Origin of the sequence: Ruminococcus sp. OM06-36AC, from assembly GCF_003438725.1 — a bacterium.
Classification (GTDB): Bacteria; Bacillota; Clostridia; order Oscillospirales; family Ruminococcaceae; genus Ruminococcus_C; species Ruminococcus_C callidus.
In genome coordinates this window covers 226,063-243,640 of the sequence record NZ_QSTT01000001.1, presented here as the reverse complement: position 1 = coordinate 243,640, position 17,578 = coordinate 226,063, and the positions used below count along the sequence as shown (strand labels likewise).

At 52.6% G+C, this 17,578-nt stretch carries 11 protein-coding genes; 4 read left to right on the top strand and 7 right to left on the bottom strand.

Features of this window, described 5'->3' with window-relative positions:
* Nucleotides 1-142: 142 nt before the first annotated feature.
* Nucleotides 143-1,567, top strand: a complete 1,425-nt coding sequence (locus tag DXB92_RS01115) for a dockerin type I repeat-containing protein (protein WP_117731880.1) — start codon at nucleotides 143-145, stop codon at nucleotides 1,565-1,567.
* Nucleotides 1,568-1,645: 78 nt separating this feature from the next.
* On the opposite strand, the gene ftsH is transcribed toward DXB92_RS01115, so the two are convergent.
* The 6 genes from ftsH to DXB92_RS01080 all read right to left on the bottom strand — a co-directional run bounded on the left by ftsH (nucleotide 1,646) and on the right by DXB92_RS01080 (nucleotide 12,561).
* Nucleotides 1,646-3,481, bottom strand: a complete 1,836-nt coding sequence (gene ftsH / locus DXB92_RS01110) for an ATP-dependent zinc metalloprotease FtsH (RefSeq protein WP_117731878.1) — start codon at nucleotides 3,479-3,481, stop codon at nucleotides 1,646-1,648.
* Between the two features lie 192 nt (nucleotides 3,482-3,673).
* Nucleotides 3,674-5,473, bottom strand: coding sequence for a hypothetical protein (locus tag DXB92_RS01105; protein ID WP_117731876.1), 1,800 nt, complete (start codon nucleotides 5,471-5,473; stop codon nucleotides 3,674-3,676).
* A gap of 16 nt (nucleotides 5,474-5,489) precedes the next feature.
* Nucleotides 5,490-5,984, bottom strand: a complete 495-nt coding sequence (locus DXB92_RS01100) for an S-ribosylhomocysteine lyase (RefSeq protein WP_021681105.1) — start codon at nucleotides 5,982-5,984, stop codon at nucleotides 5,490-5,492.
* Nucleotides 5,985-6,193: 209 nt separating this feature from the next.
* On the bottom strand, nucleotides 6,194-8,029 hold the full coding sequence (asnB, locus tag DXB92_RS01095) for an asparagine synthase (glutamine-hydrolyzing) (RefSeq protein ID WP_117731875.1): 1,836 nt from the start codon (nucleotides 8,027-8,029) through the stop codon (nucleotides 6,194-6,196).
* 138 nt (nucleotides 8,030-8,167) lie between these two features.
* Entirely contained in the window at nucleotides 8,168-11,584 is a 3,417-nt protein-coding gene (locus DXB92_RS01090) for an RICIN domain-containing protein (protein WP_181976837.1), read from the bottom strand.
* 527 nt (nucleotides 11,585-12,111) lie between these two features.
* On the bottom strand, nucleotides 12,112-12,561 hold the full coding sequence (locus DXB92_RS01080; RefSeq protein WP_117731871.1) for a PQ-loop repeat-containing protein: 450 nt from the start codon (nucleotides 12,559-12,561) through the stop codon (nucleotides 12,112-12,114).
* A 511-nt stretch (nucleotides 12,562-13,072) separates the two neighbouring features.
* On the opposite strand from DXB92_RS01080, the gene DXB92_RS01075 reads away from it, so the two are divergent.
* Complete coding sequence (locus DXB92_RS01075) at nucleotides 13,073-14,401, top strand: aspartate kinase (RefSeq protein WP_117731869.1); 1,329 nt, start codon at nucleotides 13,073-13,075, stop codon at nucleotides 14,399-14,401.
* Nucleotides 14,402-14,536: 135 nt separating this feature from the next.
* Here the strand turns inward: DXB92_RS01075 and DXB92_RS01070 are convergent, their stop codons facing one another.
* A complete protein-coding gene (locus DXB92_RS01070) occupies nucleotides 14,537-15,130 on the bottom strand; it encodes a DUF6518 family protein (protein WP_021680850.1) in 594 nt (197 codons plus the stop codon).
* A 232-nt stretch (nucleotides 15,131-15,362) separates the two neighbouring features.
* Between DXB92_RS01070 and DXB92_RS01065 the strand changes: the two genes are divergently transcribed.
* Both DXB92_RS01065 and DXB92_RS01060 read left to right on the top strand, forming a co-directional pair.
* Nucleotides 15,363-15,839, top strand: coding sequence for a MarR family transcriptional regulator (locus tag DXB92_RS01065; protein ID WP_117731867.1), 477 nt, complete (start codon nucleotides 15,363-15,365; stop codon nucleotides 15,837-15,839).
* Nucleotides 15,836-17,569, top strand: coding sequence for an ABC transporter ATP-binding protein (locus DXB92_RS01060; RefSeq protein ID WP_117731865.1), 1,734 nt, complete (start codon nucleotides 15,836-15,838; stop codon nucleotides 17,567-17,569). Before DXB92_RS01065 ends, DXB92_RS01060 begins: the two co-directional genes overlap by 4 nt.
* Nucleotides 17,570-17,578: the final 9 nt, after the last annotated feature.

Genomic DNA, 17,578 nt, shown 5'->3' with positions numbered 1-17,578 from the left:
ATAAAAGGAAAAGCTGTCACATACGAAGTGCCGTGTGTGACAGCTTTTTTTGAATGGGATTGACTTTTTGTGAATCACATGGTATAATAGTAACAGCTACTGTTGATGCTCAACGGTAAAATCATTGGAAAGAAGGATGTATATGGGCTTTTTGCGAAAAATGGCGGCGGCAGCAGTCGCCGGTGTGCTGTGTCTGGCAGGAAGCGGAACGCTGCCGCAAGCTGTTTTGCTCCCACAGGAACACGTTTTTGCAGCAAGTGGGGAAACTGTTTCGGAAACAAAGCATTATAAGGAAGGAGATTCTCGACTATCTGATCCTGTGTGGTGGTATTGGGACTCCACCATTGATTACGTGATTGTGACAGAAACCTATTGGGATGACACTGTAGGAGATACTGTTTCCAACAGTCATATTCGGATTACAGGGGTTGAAATTGAAACCTCGGTAATGTATCATATGACCACTTCTGAAAATCATACAGACAGCATTTCTCTTGTGGGTTCTTCTCATACGAAAAACAATACAGTTTTTGTAGAAATTCCGGAAACGATCGAGGATATTCCAGTTACTGAAATCGGAAAAATGCATGTGTCCTGTAGTAAAATTTCCGATCCAAGCGGAATGGTGGAGAATTTTTGGAGTGCATGTGTAGTCGTTCCAAACACGCTTTCTGCCATTGGGGATATTCGCTGCTCCAGCGATTTTGTGGAGATCGAATATGACGGCACTTGTGAGCAGTATCTTTCCCAGTGCAAAGTATATACTGACACACCAGTGCGTTGTACAGACGGGCGGTTTTACGGAAATGATATTACCTATAGCGGCACTTGTGCCCAGTGGAAATCGTTCTGTCCGGATTATCTGAGTACAACCAAGGTAAAATGCAGTGACGGCATTTACCCGTCTGATTTTACAAATACAACAACTGCGGAAACGACTACTACCACCACTACATGCACTTCCCCGTCTGCTTCTACGCATACAACAACACAGAGCAACACAGAGAAAACGACTGCCGCCACTATCACAACTGCGATGTCATTCACAGAGGTAACGACCACCACAACCACGACAGCAGTTTCCAAAATCTTCATTACACCGCCTGACAAAAGCCTGTTGCACGTCGGAGAAGAATTCCCACTGTTCAGTACTGTGTTATCCGATGATGTGATCTGGTACTCCACCAATGAAAATGTTGCCACTGTAAGAATCAATAACGATATAGTGAACCCCGGATCAGGGCTTGTGAAGATCGTCGGGACAGGTACTGTGACGATCGTGCTTGTGTACGGCGATAGGATCGGTTCTGTCACATTTGAGGTACCAGCGGATACAGGAACTTCGGAAAAGGCCGTGCTGGGTGATGTCAATCTGGACGGCAGGGTAGATATTATCGATGCGGTTCTGTTGAATAAGACTTGTGCCGGTGTTGTTTCGCTGACAGATGCAGCAAAGAAAAATGCCGACTGTGACTGCGACGGAGAAGTAGGCAACAATGATGCCGTTTCTCTGATGCGGTTTCTGGTACATCTGATCAGCACATTGCCGGAGCCAGACCTTTCTTAAAGGCAACAAATAAAGGCAACAAAAACGCCCTGTAACAGTTCAATTGTTGCAGGGCGTTTGCTTTTCGGAAATTTTCAGTTACTGCTGTTCGATCATCGGGCGGTTGAGAATCTGCATGAATTCTTCGCCGGTGATCGTTTCGTGTTCATACAGATACTTCGCGATCTCGTGCAGCTTCGGCTGGTTTGTCTGTAACAGCTGCATTGCCTTGTCGTACTGTGTCTGAATGATCTCTGTGACTTTCTTGTCGATCTTGGTCTGGGTTTCCATGGAGCAGGTCAGGCTGGCATCACCGCCGAGGTACTGGCTCTGGACGGTTTCCATTGCCACCATGCCAAACTCGCTGCTCATACCGAACCGGCTCACCATAGAGCGTGCCAGCTTGGTTGCCTGTTCAATATCGTTGGAAGCACCGGTGGTGATCTCGTGGAAGATCAGTTTCTCTGCGGCACGTCCGCCGGTAAGCGTTGCGATCTTGTTTTCCATTTCGGTTTTGGTCATGAGGTAATGTTCGCCCTCGTCCACCTGCATGGTGTATCCCAGTGCACCGGAAGTGCGGGGGATAATGGTGATCTTCTGCACCGGAGCAGACTGGGACTGGAGGGCAGCCACCAGAGCGTGTCCCACTTCGTGATAGGAAACCGTTAGCTTTTCCTTATTGGACAGCACGCGGTTTTTCTTCTGATAGCCGGCAATGACGACTTCCACGCTCTCCATGAGATCTTCCTGTGTGGCACAGGAGCGTCCCAGACGAACAGCACGGAGTGCAGCCTCGTTGATGATGTTCGCCAACTCTGCACCGGAAGCACCGGCAGCTGTGCGGGCAATGGCGGAGAAATCCACGTTTCCTGCCAGCTTGATTTTCTGGGCGTGGACCTTCAGAATGTCGATACGTCCCTGTAGATCCGGCAGTTCCACCGGAATCCGGCGGTCGAACCGTCCCGGACGGAGCAGGGCAGGATCAAGGGATTCCGGACGGTTGGTCGCCGCCAGAATGACAACGCCCTTGGAACCGTCGAAGCCGTCCATTTCGGTCAGCAACTGGTTCAGTGTCTGTTCCCGTTCGTCGTTGCCGCCGTACTGTCCGCCGTCACGCTTTTTACCAATGGTATCGATCTCATCGATAAAGACGATACAGGGAGCCTTTTCGTTTGCCTGCTTGAACAGGTCACGCACCTTTGCGGCACCCATGCCCACGAACATTTCCACGAATTCCGAACCGGAAATGGAGAAGAACGGGACGTTGGCTTCGCCGGCAACGGCTTTCGCCAGCAGTGTTTTACCAGTTCCGGGAGGTCCCACCAACAGGGCACCCTTGGGCATGGAAGCACCGATCTCCTTGTAACGCTCCGGCTTGTGGAGATAGTCCACGATCTCCGCCAGCAGTTCCTTGGCTTCTTCCTCGCCGGCAACGTCCTTGAACTTGATACCGGTGGTGGACTTGACGTAGACCTTGGCATTGCTCTTGCCCATGCCGAACATCATGGAGCTGTCGCCTCCGCCCATACGCTGTGCCATTTTCTTGTTGAAGAAGTGGAACACCAGCAGCATCAGGGCAATGGGCAGCACGCAGGTGATCAGGATGTACAGCAGAGGACTGGTGCCGCTGTCGATCTCCGATTCAAACTTTGCACCGGAGGCGTACAGCCGGTCGATGAGTTCCGGATCGTTCAGGGTGCCGGTCTGGTATACCTGCTTTTCGTCCTTGTCAGTAAATGTGATCTGACTGCTTTCGATCTTGACAGAGCCGATTTCCTTGTTCTCTGTCATGCTGATGAATGTGTCGTAGCCGACTTCCTTGACGCGTCCCTTGAACAGGTTCGGGAACACAAACGCCTGAAGCAACATGAACACACATAACGCGATCAGCCAGTATGAGATCCATGATTTTTTGGGCTTTTTGGATTCTTCCATATACATACTCCTCTCTGTGCCGTATGCTGAAAGACACGGCGGGGAATCTGCCGAAATCTTGGGAAACAGATTCCGGCTGTCTTTTCATGATGACAATAGCATACCACATCTTTTTGTAAAATGCGGGCACACTTTGTGATAATTTCATGAGAATTGGGGAATGCTGTGGAACAAGCTTTATTCAGTATTGCCTTAGAAAATATTTTTTGCAAACACCAGTACCTGATATGTTGTGCCGTTGCTGTCTGTCAGGACAAATGAACGTTCTGCCTGATTCAGCAGCGGATCTTTTCTTTCGTCAAGTTTCTGATATTCGGCGTTGTTCAGCAGCAGGAAATAGTTTTTCTGTTCCGGCTGATCTTCATACCACCTAGAATCAGTCTGATAGGTCGCCTTTTGTACGCCATTCTCATTTACGCTGACATTTCGTACTTTTAGTTTTTCGCCGGAGATCACTGTGATTGCATTGGCATGCCAGAAGGTGGCATATCCATAGGTCAGTCCTTGTTTCTCCAGCATATTGGTCAGCTGGTACTGTACGTTGACTTCCTCCGCATTGGTGGGCAGCAACAGGACATTGCAGGCACTTAACAGGCAGAAACATGCCAGCGGCACGCAGAGAACGCCCGCCACCCGCTGCATAGTTTTCTGTTTGGTAATTGCCCAGCGTAGGAATGCCATAGATACAATGAAAGTCGTGCAGACGATCGGACTGAGCCGCCAGTTTGCCGCAGAAAGTGCACCGCAGAGATAGCCCACGAGAATCAATCCGGTGACTGTCCAGTGTGCCCAGAGTAAAATACGCATCTGTCTGCCGGACTGTCCCCGATACTTGGCGTAACAGCAGGTCGCTGCAACAGGCAGCACTGCCAGAATCAGTGCGGTGATGATACGGATCAGGTTCATGATACTTTCTCCGGACATTAGTTTTTTGTCGGGAATGTCCTCCAGTCCCAGCAGTGTCATCCATGCCAAGGGCAGTTTTTGAAAGTGCTCTGTCCAAGTTTCCTGAGCAGTCCAGTTGGAATAATTATCTGCATATGCACCTGCAACGCCGTTTGCCCAGAGATTTCCCAATTTCATGCCGGCAATGATTGCGATTCCCAGAGAAAGCAACAGCAGCAGTACACGAGTATTCTTTCGGTGCAGCAGTGGTGTTTTTCGATCCAGCACCCGTTCCAGAAACAGACCAGCCAGAATAGGCAGTGCAAAGATCGTGATCGCCGTGATCTGGTCGGTGCAGCAAAGTATGAAAAACAGGAACAGTGCGATAAAGGTCAGGATCGTATGCATGCGGACCTCTCGCGTCTGACGTATTGCCGACAGATTTTGCAGCCGGAACAGCAGTGCCAGTCCGAAGAACAGGAATAAGATTCCTAAACTATAATAAATGGTATGCCCCCAGAAGATTTCCCGCAGTTTTTTGCTGGCACTGAGAAGCATGAGGAATGCCGCCGCTGTGATGCAGTTCCATCGGGAATCCCAGTGCATTTGCCGAAGCATCCAACACAATGATGTTGTGAACAGAAAGAAAAAGACCAGCATTCCCATCATATTGGTTGTCATGGAAAAACCGAAAAGCGGCAGGAACAACAACATCAACAGGCTGCCGCCAAATGGCAGCAGACAAGCATAGGAAAAGTCTGGGTTGATCAGTTTTCCGCTGTCATAAGTCGCTTTTGCCCAGTAGAGCGTATCAGTGCAGTCTGCATGAAATTCGCCTTTTGACGGACAGAGAATATAGTATGCCACCACGCCTACCGCAGTCAGTAGCAGCACTGGCGGAAGTATGATGCAGAAGCTTTCCCAGAGCAGTTTCCCCAAAGGTTTTTGGGGCTTGTTCTCTGGCGTTTGTTCAGCAGTGACCACAGACGGTTTTGGCTCAGATAAGGAAGAACTGTTGGATTCTGTCGGCTCGTTCGGCGACAGGGTTGTATTTGATGCGGTATCCTGTTCTGCTGCGTTTTTTTGCAGATATTTTGATATGGTCATAGATAGCCCCTTCTTTTCAGACGGAAGCTGTTCCTGTAAGCACCTCTGCGGGATAATTCAGCTGCTGCGGAGTCCAGTTTGTCAGAATGGGCTGATACTCCCGAGCCATTGCCTTGGCACCCTCCAGATCGTGAGCCAGATAGTTGCCGCATTCCTGCCGCTTGCCGCCGGGGATCTCGCCGGTGAAGTCCAGTACATATTGTAAAGTTTCCTGCACCAGCCGAATGGCATCGGCACCGGAAACGGTATTGCGGGTGAGGAAATAGAAGCCGGTGCGGCAGCCCATGGGTCCCACATAGACCACGCCGTCAGACAGCGGGGTGTTCCGGACATAGGTGGCGAACAGGTGCTCAAATGTGTGCAGGGCGTTGTCCTCCAGATAGTCGCCTGCCGGATTGTTGGGGAGCTTCATTCGCAGATCATAGGTGATGACATCGCCGTCCACGCGGGAAATGTACATACCGGGCTTCAAATAGTCGTGATTGATCGTAAAACTGGTGATTTGTTTCATTGTTCATGCCTCCAAAAAATTACGGCAACCCCGCACAAAGCCCGCCTGATGGCTTTGCACGCAATCTGACGATGCAGCTTACGCACAAGCTTTGTGCGGTGTTGCCTTGCGAAATTTTTTCGCATTGGTTTCATTATAGCAAACAATGCCGGGGATTGTCAAGTGAAAGCCACGAAAAAACACCCGCCGGCATGCCGACGGGTGCTGTCTTACAGTACCACTTTTACCTGATATTTTTCCAGCCAGTAGTTCATCTGGACGAAGTACGCCATAATTTGCGGACGTGTCATCAGCTGTCCGTACCACTGCACGGATTCCTCGTTTTCCAGCAGTCGTTTCAGCATTTCCTTCCGCACGATTTGCAGCACCGGCGAAAGCGGATCTGCCACCACATGCCGGAGCATTTCTGAAACCGCCTGCAAATAGCTGGGGTTGTGGGTCTTGGGATAGGGGCTCTTTTTCCGCCAGAGCACTTCCGGCGGCAGAACGTCCTGCATTGCCGTCCGCAGCAGTCCCTTTTCGTAGCCGTTCCAGTCCTTGTACTCCCACGGAACATTGTAGAGATACTCCGCAATGCGGTAATCGCAGAACGGCACACGGACTTCCAGAGCGTTGTACATGCTCATGCGGTCTTTCCGGTCTAACAGCGTCTGCATGAACCAATCCAGATTCAGCTTCATCATTTCCCGCATGCGGGATTCCAGCGGGGAATCGTCCGGCAGCTTTTCCGCGGCAGCCACCGTGCGGGCATAGGCACTCTGCACGTATGCCTGTGCATCGATCTCCGCCGCAATTTCCGGCAGGAGAAACTGTGTCCGGTAGGCAGTGCTCTGTGCCCACGGGAACCCATTGATGCGGCGAATGTCTGCGTCCCGATACCACGGGTATCCGCCGAACAATTCGTCGGCACATTCACCGGACAGAGCCACTGTGACTTCCTGCCGGATCTCCCGACAGAACAGCAGCAGGGAACTGTCCACGTCTACCATGCCGGGGAGGTCGCGGGCATCTACGGCGGCATAGAGTGCCTCCGCCAGAGCCGGTGTGTCCAGCACCGTCCAGTGGTGCCGGCAGCCCAGATAGCGTTCCATAGCACGGATATAGGTGGGATCGCTGGTGGGCTGGAAGTGGCTTTTCTGAAAGTAGCGGTCGTTGTCCTGATAGTCCACGGAAAAGGTGTGGAGTTCCCTGCCCTGTTCCTGCATGACCTGATTTGCCAGCGAGGAGAGCAGGCTGGAATCCAGTCCGCCGGACAGGAATGTTCCAATGGGCACATCGGAGATCATCTGCCGCCGGACGGCATCCGTCACCAGTTCCCGCACATGGGCGGCGGTGTCGGCAAAGTTCTCCGTATGTTCTGCGGCGTGCAGTTCCCAGTAGGGGTGGAGATGCAGCTGTCCCTGCATGTAGTAGCCGCAGTGTGCCGGCTTCACCTCCCGTATGGTGCGGAACACGCCGCCGCCGGCAGTCCGCCCCGGCCCCATAAGCAGCAGTTCTGCAATGCCGGTCTTGTCGATCTCGTGGGGCACATCGGGGTGCTGGAGCAGTGCCTTGATCTCGGAGCCAAAGACGAAGCCGTTGGGGATCTCCGCGTAAAACAGCGGCTTTACGCCGATGCGGTCCCGTGCCAGAAACAGTCGGCGGGCACCGTGTTCCCAGACGGCAAAGGCAAAAATGCCGTTGCACTGTTCCACACAGCGGGGGCCCCAGTGCACATAGGATTGCAGAAGCACTTCCGTGTCGCAGTGTGTCTGAAATACTGTGCCCTCCTGTTCCAGCTGTGTCCGCAGTTCGGCGGTGTTGTACAGCTCGCCATTGTAGACAATGGTATAGGTTTCTCCGCCGGCAGTGACTTCCATAGGCTGCCTGCCCTTTTCCACGTCAATGACCGCCAGCCGCGTGTGTGCCATAGCACACTGGGGCGAGAGAAAAATGCCCTCTTGGTCGGGGCCGCGGCGTTGCAGTGTTCGCTGCATTTTCCGCAGCAGCAGTTCCTGCTGCCGCAGGTCTTGTTCCAGATGTACCATGCCGGTAATTCCGCACATAGAAAAAACCTCCGTTTCGATCACTTTCTGCGTACCTCTATACTCTATGCGGGAATGCGGAAAATCTTGCAAAAAAGACAACCCGCCTCCGGAAAAATCCGGAAACGGGTTGATTTCAACTTTTTAGAAACTTGTTATTTACTGCGGCAGGTTAGTGACAATATGGACTAAGAACTGCATCAGTACTACAGCATCATCGCTTGTAAGTTCGCCGTCCTGCATGCAGTCGCTGTTCTGGCGGGCAGCACTGGACAGTGTGACTGCATTGGCGACTGCCTTGTTCAGCAGTACTGCATCAGTGATGTCCACTCTGCCGTCCAGATTGGTGTCACCGTACAGAACCGTGGAACTCGGTACTTCTGAAGTCTTTTTCGTGGTGGTTGCCTTGGTAGTTGTCTTTGTGGCTGCCGTTGTGACTGTGGTCGCCGGAGCCGCAGTAGTAGTTTCTGTGGGTGCTTCGGTAGTCGGCACCGGAGCAGCGGTAGTGGTTTCTGTGGGTGCTTCGGTAGTCAGCACCGGAGCCGCGGTAGTGGTTTCTGCGGGTGCTTCGGTAGTCAGCACCGGAGCAGCGGTAGTGGTTTCTATGGGTGCTTCGGTAGTCAGCACCGGAGCAGCGGTAGAGGTTTCTATGGGTGCTTCGGTAGTCAGCACCGGAGCAGCGGTAGTAGTTTCCGTGGGTGCTTCGGTAGTCACCACCGGCGGTTCCGTAGTGGTCACCGGTGTGGGAATGGCTCCGATAGCGGTAATATTCCACATCTGATCCATGCTGCCGTTTTTGGTCCACTGGAGCACGTTTGCTCCCTGTTCCTTGGAGGCGGCAGCAACGCCTAAGGCTCCCTTATCCTTGGAAGCACGTGTCACAATATAATAGGTGCCGTCGGGATTGGGGATAAACTTGAACAACTGTGCGGAAGTTTTGGTGTTGGTGAAGATCTGAATGTTGGTGCCGTCGTCGCCCTTGCCCTCGGCAACGTCCAGATAATAGGTCTTTCCGTCGCCCAGTCGGGACAGGATATAATAGTAGCCGTCACCAAATTCTTTCAGTGTCCAGTTCTGGCAGTCGTTGTCGTTGGCACTCCACTGCTGCACGTTGGCACCGGCTTCTGCACTGGCATCTTTGACTTCCAGATACAGTGCACTGTTGGCGTTCTGGAACTGGTATACCTGACTGGTGTCCAGCTTCACACCGGCAGCGGCGGTTTCTTCCAGAATCCAGTGCTGGCAGGCGTTGCCGTTGCTCTCGTACTGCTGGACATTTGCTCCGCTGGATTTGCTGGCATTTTCTACCTCTATACAGCTTTTCAGATTAGAGGCCTTGGTGTAAATGGTGTAGGAGCCGTCCTCGTTCAGAGCAAACAGGAACTGTTGTGCCTGTTCGCGGCTGCTCTTGGTCCAAAGGGCAGCGTTGGTGCCGTTGTCTGCCTTGCCGCCGGAGATGTCCATGAGGTAGGTGATCTGATCGCCTACCTGACTGTACAGATAATAGTAACCGTCACCGGCGGAAATCGCCCGCCATGTGTTGTGGGCGGCGGCACTGTCCGCACCCCACTGCTGGAGATTGGCACCGGCTTCTGCACTGCCGTTGGCAACTTCCAGATACAGCCCGCTGTTTACATTTTTCAGCATGAACACAGAGCCTTCCGGCAGAACTGCCGCAGTGGGCGTTACCGGTTCAGGGTTTGGCGTAGGTGTGGGCGTTGGCATAGTCTGTCCCAGTACAGTGACGCTGGGACGTGCCGGCAGGGGCTGGTCGGAGCCGAGGTAGAAGCTGGCATGGGGTGGCTGGTTATAGGCAGTCTGCTGTGCCGAAACCTGTACCCGATACTGGGGATCATGCATCAGAGTTGTGATGCGGTAGTCCGTGTCGTAGGGCGTGCAGTAAATGCGAATGGATTTGCTGTCTGCTCCGCGGACGATCAGTTCTTCCCGCCAGTCGCCGAAGATGTCGGCGGACAGGCAGGGCGTTCCCTTGGTGGTGTTGCAGGTGTAATAGCCGTCTGTGGTGAGCAGGGTGGTCAGCTTGCCGTTTGCTCCCATTTTGGAAATGGTGGCAGGGGAGTCAGTGTAGCCGTCCAGAATCTCCCGTTCCAGATCGCCGTCCCAGTAGGACAAAAAGTTGACTGCCGGTCTGCGGCAGCTGAGGGTGTTGCCGCTGCCGTCAAAGACATCGTTCCCCAGTCCCCAGAATTCTGCTCCCTTGTTGCCTGTCCAGACATTGTCTGCACAGCAGCGTCCGGTGTCGCCGGAACCGTCCTTGTGGAAGAGGATTTTGCCGTTGGAAGCGTCTACCAGCGAAACGCCGTAGGGTTTGTCTTCGTGGCAGATCCACAGTTCCAGCCCCTTGCGGTCGGGGAGAAGATCGCCCAGATGCATGGCATCGCCGTGTCCCTTGTTCAGACACCACAGCACCTTGCCGTTGTCGTCGATACAGGTGGAGCCGGTGATGATCTCCTGCTTGCCGTCGCCGTCCACATCGGCAGCCATGCTGTTGTGGTTGCCGTCGCCGTAGCCGGCAATGCTCTTGTCGTTTCCGGTGTCAAACGCCCAGCGTTTCACCAGTTTTTTGTTGACCACGTCATACGCCGTGGCTGTCATGCGGGTGTAATAGCCTCGTCCGGTGACAACACTGGGCTTGCTGCCGTCCAGATATGCCACAGTGCCCCAGAAGCGGTCGACACGGTTGCCGTAGCTGTCGCCCCACTTGGAAACTGTGCCGCGGGACGGTTCATAGTTCACGGTGTCCAGTGCTGCACCGGTGCTGCCGTCGAACAGGGTGTAGTACTCCGGACCGGAGAGCACATAGCCGTTGGAGTTGCGGTAATCCTTGGAGGCGTCGCCGATGACTTTTCCCTTGCCGTCCACAGTGCCGTCAGCAGTTTTGCAGGTCATTTCTGCCTTGCCGTCACAGTCGAAGTCTGCCACGAAAAACTGCGTGTAGTGAGCACCGGCACGAATGTTCTTGCCTAGGTCAATCCGCCACAGCCGTGTACCGTCCAGCCGGTAGCAGTCAATAAAGACGTTTCCCGTCTTGCCTTTCTGGGAATTGTCCTTGGAGTTGGACGGATCCCATTTCATGAAAATCTCGTACATGCCGTCCCCGTCCACATCGCCGACGGAGCAGTCATTGGGGGAGTAGGTGCAGCCGCTGCCGGTGGGCGGATCCAGATTGATCTGAAAGTAATTCTGATTGGAGATCATGGTACAGTTGGAAGTGGAAACCACTTTGCCGTTTTCCACAGTGTCCACCCGATACTGGTCGGTGCTCTTGCCGCTGCCGTCCAGATAACAGGTGGATTCTCCGGCGTTGCTGGTGTAGATCAGCGTGTTGTTCCGGTACAGCTGGAACACGGCACTGTCCGAATCGTTGGCGAGAAACCGCCAGCTGACCAGCATGCCGGAACCGGTGTTGATGGCGGAAATGCCGCGGTCCAGATATTCCATCTGGCAGTTGCCGGCGGCAGATGCAGTCACGGCTGCCTGCGGGAGTGTGCCGCCCAGCATGGACAGCCCCGCTGCGGCAGCTGCGAGCCATGCTGTGAGTTTGTGTTTCTTCATAAACATTCACCTCGTGTGATATTTGCCTGCCGACTGTTCGGCAGGTCTTTTTATACATTCTCTGCTGTAAAGGATTTAGGAAACACTGCATAAAGCCCGCCTGACGGCTTTGCACGCAATCTGCGTGCAGATTTTCCGTCATATTGCCCAGAAATCCCTTGCCATACATCAAGTATGCCTGCGGAATTTCTAGGCAATCTGCCGAAAAATCTGACGACGCATCTTACGCACAAGCTTTATTCAGTGCTTCCTTTACAGCATACCTTTATTATAGCTGTTCGAAATAACGATGTCAATGCACAAATGATACAATTTTATGTACAAAGAATACAACAGATTCCATGGAAAACAGAACAAGGACCATGCTGTAAAAAATACAGCCCAGTCCTTGTTCTGTGGGATTATATGTAGAGCATGTTTCTGCAAGGATGCCTGAAGATAAGCACACACGTTTTGCAGAATCCATGCCTTGTGAACAGCACTGCCGGAAAGAGGTAGGCAGCACTGCCGTTCAGGGGAGAGGATTGTCATTCTTCAAAGGTCTTGCCCCACTGGATATAGTCGATAAATCCGGCATTGCCGGCAGCCTTGGGGCGGAGGACAGCACCGCGGCTCTTAGAACGCTGCTGTACCTTGTCTGCAACAGAAGCTGCTACCAGTTCCATTGCCGGATCGTCCGCGTCCAGTTCCACGCAGAGTTCTGCCTTGCGGTCCAGTCCGCGGTTCCGGAAATAGACGAACAGGTTCGCTGTCACCATTGCCAGATTCAGCAGGTATACGACTAACACATAGGCGTTGTGTACGTTGACACCGATGATGAACTTGGCACAGATGCCTGCCACATAGCCGACGATCAGCAGGAGAATAAAGGGCAGGCTCATGCCTTTGGCACTGCGGCACTTGTAATTTTTCACCAGATTGATCGGCCATGAACAGCCGAAGCAGATCAGCATTGCCGTTTCCAGAATTCCACCCATGATGTTGTCCTCCATTTTTCTTGTGCGGTATTGCCCTTGATGTTTGTAGAATCGTGTCGTTGTGCGGACGAATGGTATTGTCATTCGCCTCACTTAGTATACCACAAGTGGAATTGGTACGTCCAATATTTATTTGGGCTGAATCAATAATGCAAAACCTATGGATTCGGATTATCCCCAGTTTTCATAGAATGAAATATACAATCTGCACAAGTTGTGTACGTCGTATTTATGGAAATTGCCGTTATGTGAACGATACCACAGGAAGAAAAATCTGTCCGCCCTATAAATACAAGCGTATTTACCAAAAACACAAAATAAAACAAGGAAAATTTGTCGCATTTCCCTATTGATTTTTTGTCGAAAAACCAATATACTAATATAGTGACACTGTATAAGGCGAAGTATAAGGCGAATGCAGTGCAATCCGGCGGTTTTTGAGATTGACCGCAAATAAATGCAGATAAGGAGTTGAAAGGAGATCTTCGGGTTTTCTTTCAGAGTGAAACATATGGCAACGAAAGTAGTAAAGTTCGGCGGCAGCAGTCTGGCGGACGCAAAGCAGATTCAGAAGGCAGCAGCAATCATCAAGGCAGATCCGCAGCGGCGGTATGTGGTACCGTCTGCCCCCGGCAAGCGGTTCTCCAAGGACATCAAGGTGACCGATATGCTGTACACCTGCTATGATCTGGCAGAACAGGGACTGGATTTCTCCGATGCCCTGCAGGCAATTCGGGAACGGTATAACGATATTATCACCGGTCTGGGCATGACCTTTTCTCTGGACGATGAGTTCGAGGAAATCGCAGCAAACTTCAAGAAGCGTGCCGGCAAGGACTATGCCGCAAGCCGCGGCGAATACCTGAACGGGAAAGTCATTGCTGCATATCTGGGCTTCCCCTTTGTAGATGCCGCAGAGGTGATCTTTTTTCAGCCGGACGGCAGCCTGAACGATGAAAAGACTGAATCCGTTCTGCGGGAACGCCTCAGCACACTGGAACATGCTGTAGTTCCGGGCTTCTATGGCTGCGGAGCAGACGGCTATGTCAAGACGTTCTCCCGCGGCGGCAGCGACGTGACCGGTTCTATCGTAGCCGGTGCGGTAAAGGCTTCGCTGTACGAGAACTGGACAGACGTTTCCGGTTTCTTGGTGGCAGACCCCCGCATTGTGGACGATCCGGCAGTGATTCGCACGATCACCTATACTGAACTGCGGGAGCTGTCCTATATGGGTGCATCGGTACTGCATGAAGCAGCGATCTTTCCGGTACGTTCCGCAGGCATTCCAATCAATATCCGCAACACCAACGCTCCGGAAGAACCGGGCACAATGATCGTTCCGGACAGCACCGATGAGGAACTGTCTGCGTATACCATTACCGGTATCGCCGGCAAGAAGGACTTCACTTCGATCAATATCCACAAGGACCTGATGAACAGCCAGATCGGCTTCTGCCGCGACGTGCTGAATGTTCTGTCGGAACACCAGATTCCGCTGGAACATATGCCGTCCAGCATCGACTCCATGACCGTTATTGTGGATTCGGCTCACCTGAACGGTCTGGAAGAAGAAATCCGCACTGAGATCATCAAGGCAGTACAGCCGGACAGCATCGAAACCGAAGACGGCATCGCTCTGATTGCCGTAGTGGGTCGCGGCATGTGCCGTACCCGCGGTGTGGCTGCGAGAATCTTTGCCGCACTGGCACACGCACACATCAACGTTCGCATGATCGATCAGGGCTCCAGCGAGCTGAACGTAATCGTTGCCGTAAAGGAAACCGATTTCGAGCAGGCGATTCGCTGCATCTATGATATGTTCGTCAATTCCGTTGCGTAAAGGCAAAACAGATTAAGGCAATACCGCACAAAGTCGCCAGACGCTCTTTGTGCGGTATTGCCTTAACAATAAAAAAACCGTACCCTCGGCAGACTGTGCCGGAGGTACGTTTTTTGTTTTTCATGGGAATATCTGTCATTCCCAGATGCGGTCGTACAGGTCGTTTTCGTCTGTCCAGCGGGGCAGCACATGAGGACGCATAGCGAAAATCAACAGCAGAAACGTCAACAGGATCAGCAGTTCGCCGCCCAGACTGCGAATGACAAAGGGCACAACGAATTCCGCAGTAGCACGTCCGGTGCGGGAAAGCATAGAGATTCGTTCTGCCATAGGAGCCAGAATCGCTCCGCTTCCGATGACCGTCAGGACAATGCCAGCCAGCCGGCAGAGTGTTCCCACCCATTTGGGCAGCCGCAGCAGCCAGAGCAGCAGCAGCAGAAAGAACATGCCCACCTCCAGCCAGTGAACGAGGTTGGGGGTGATGCAGGCAATCAGTGCCAGAATTGCCGCCGGAATCAGTGTCAGTTCTGTGCGACGCTGCCGGAACAGGAAGCAGAACACACACAGCAGCAGTGCCGCAGCCAGTGTTGCCCAGTAGTCCCAGTACTGGGTGTAGTGGGGCATGGAAATCAGCGTATAGATGTTGTCCAGACAGAGCAGTCCGGAGAGAATGCCAGCAGCGAAAGGCAGTTTCGACTGGGGCGGCAGGTAATACCGATATTTTTGCAAAGGAATGCCTCCTTTTCTCAAGATACCTTAGGAAACACTGCACAAGCTTTATTCAGTGTTGTCCTTAATAGTATACCAGTTCCATGCATTTTTGTCAAATGGGCGGAAGTCTGACAAAAATGTAAACTTCTCAAAATCCCTCTTGACATTTTCGGGGAATGTGCTAAAATAGTTCTAAGCTAAACAGTTTATTATTAAACTGTTTTCTGATAAACAACTCAGGAGGTGTAAGATGCGGCATTTAGGACTAGAGGTGCACCGGCTGGAAAGGCTGATGGCACGGCAGCGGGGATGTTCTGCGGCACATCAGGACGCGGACCGGCAGACCGGCATGCACGGGTATCTGATTCGCTATCTGTACGAAAATCAGGAACGGGACGTGTTCCAGCGGGACATTGAAAAGGCGTTTTCCATTAGCCGTTCTATGGTGACGGTAACGTTGCAGCTGATGGAGAAAAACGGGCTGATCCGGCGGGAGAGCGTGGCACAGGACGCACGGCTCAAGCGAATCGTGCTGACACAGAAAGCCAGGGATCTGCACCGGCAGATCGAAGCGGACATTATGGCGTTTGAATCAAATCTTGCCCGTGGAATCTCAGAGGAGGAGCAGGAAGTCTTTCTCCGCGTGGCAAAGAAAATGCAGGAAAATCTGCGGGAAGACCTTGCAAAGCAGGGCATTTCTATCTGTAAAGGAGGAGATTGCGAATGATTCGAAAATTGATGCAGTCGATTCGGGAATTCAAACTGTTTTCCCTGCTGTCACCGCTGTTTGTGGTGCTGGAAGTCGTCATGGAAGTGGTGATTCCCATTCTCATGGCGAAGCTGATCGACGACGGCATTGACGGCAGCGGCGGCATGGACGCGGTGATGCACTATGGCTGGATCTTGCTGGTGTGCTGTGTGCTCTCCCTGATTTTCGGGGCACTGGCGGGGCATTTTGCAGCATTTGCCTCTGCCGGTTTTGCACGGAATCTGCGGCACGATATGTTCTACCGCGTACAGGGCTACTCGTTTTCCAATATCGATAAGTTTTCAGCCGCCAGCCTTGTCACCCGTATGACCACAGACGTGACCAACGTGCAGAACGCCTATCAGATGCTGATTCGTGTGGCACTGCGTTCGCCGGTGATGCTGATCTTCTCCATGGCAATGGCGTTTCACCTGAGTGCGAAACTGGCTCTGATCTATCTGGCAGCCATTCCGGTGCTGGGTGTGGGGCTGTACTTCATTATGACACGGGTGCACCCCATTTTTGAACGGGTGTTCAAAACCTATGACAAGCTGAACAACGTGACACAGGAGAACCTGCACGGGATTCGCGTGGTGAAATCCTTTGTGCGGGAAAACCACGAGATCCAGAAGTTTTCCGGCATTTCGGAGAACATTTATCAGGACTTTTCCAGGGCAGAAAAGCGGCTGGCATTTAACATGCCGCTGATGCAGTTCTGCATGTACGTTTGTCTGATTCTGGTATCGTGGTTCGGTGCCAGAATGATCGTCAGCCGGACACTGACCACTGGCGAACTGATGAGCCTGATGACCTATGCCATTCAGATTCTGTCCAGCCTGATGATGCTGTCTATGGTGTTCGTTATGATCACCATGTCCCGTGCCTCCTGCGAGCGTATTGTGGAAGTGCTGGACGAGGAGAGTGACATTACCAGTCCGGCAGATGCCGTGACCGCGGTGCCGGACGGCAGCGTGGACTTCAACCATGTCAGCTTCAGCTACAGCAAGCGGGAAGATAAATGCTGTCTGGAAGACGTGGATCTGCACATTCCGGCTGGCATGACCGTAGGCATTCTGGGCGGAACCGGCAGTGCCAAGAGTTCGCTGGTGCAGCTGATTCCCCGTCTGTATGATGCCACAGTGGGCACAGTGCAGGTAGGCGGTATCGACGTTCGCCGGTATGACGTGGAAACGCTCCGGCAGGAAGTGGCAATGGTGCTGCAAAAGAACGTGCTGTTTTCCGGCACGATCAAGGAGAATCTCCGCTGGGGTGATCCTGATGCCACCGACGAGGAAATGGAACGTGTCTGCCGGCTTGCCCATGCAGACGAATTTATCCAGACTTTTCCGGAGGGGTATGACACCTATATTGAACAGGGCGGTTCCAATGTTTCCGGCGGACAGAAACAGCGGCTTTGCATTGCACGAGCACTGCTGAAAAAGCCGAAGATCCTGATTCTGGACGACTCCACCAGTGCCGTGGACACCCACACGGACGCTTGTATCCGGCAGGCACTGCGGGACGAAATCCCCGATACCACTAAGTTTATCATTGCCCAGCGTGTTACTTCTCTGATGGACGCGGACCAGATCATTGTGCTGGACGAGGGCAGGATAGACGGTATCGGTACCCATGAAGAGCTCCTGAAAAATAACGCCATTTATCGGGAAGTATATGAATCACAGCAGAAAGGAAGTGTACCGCAATGAGTGAAAGAC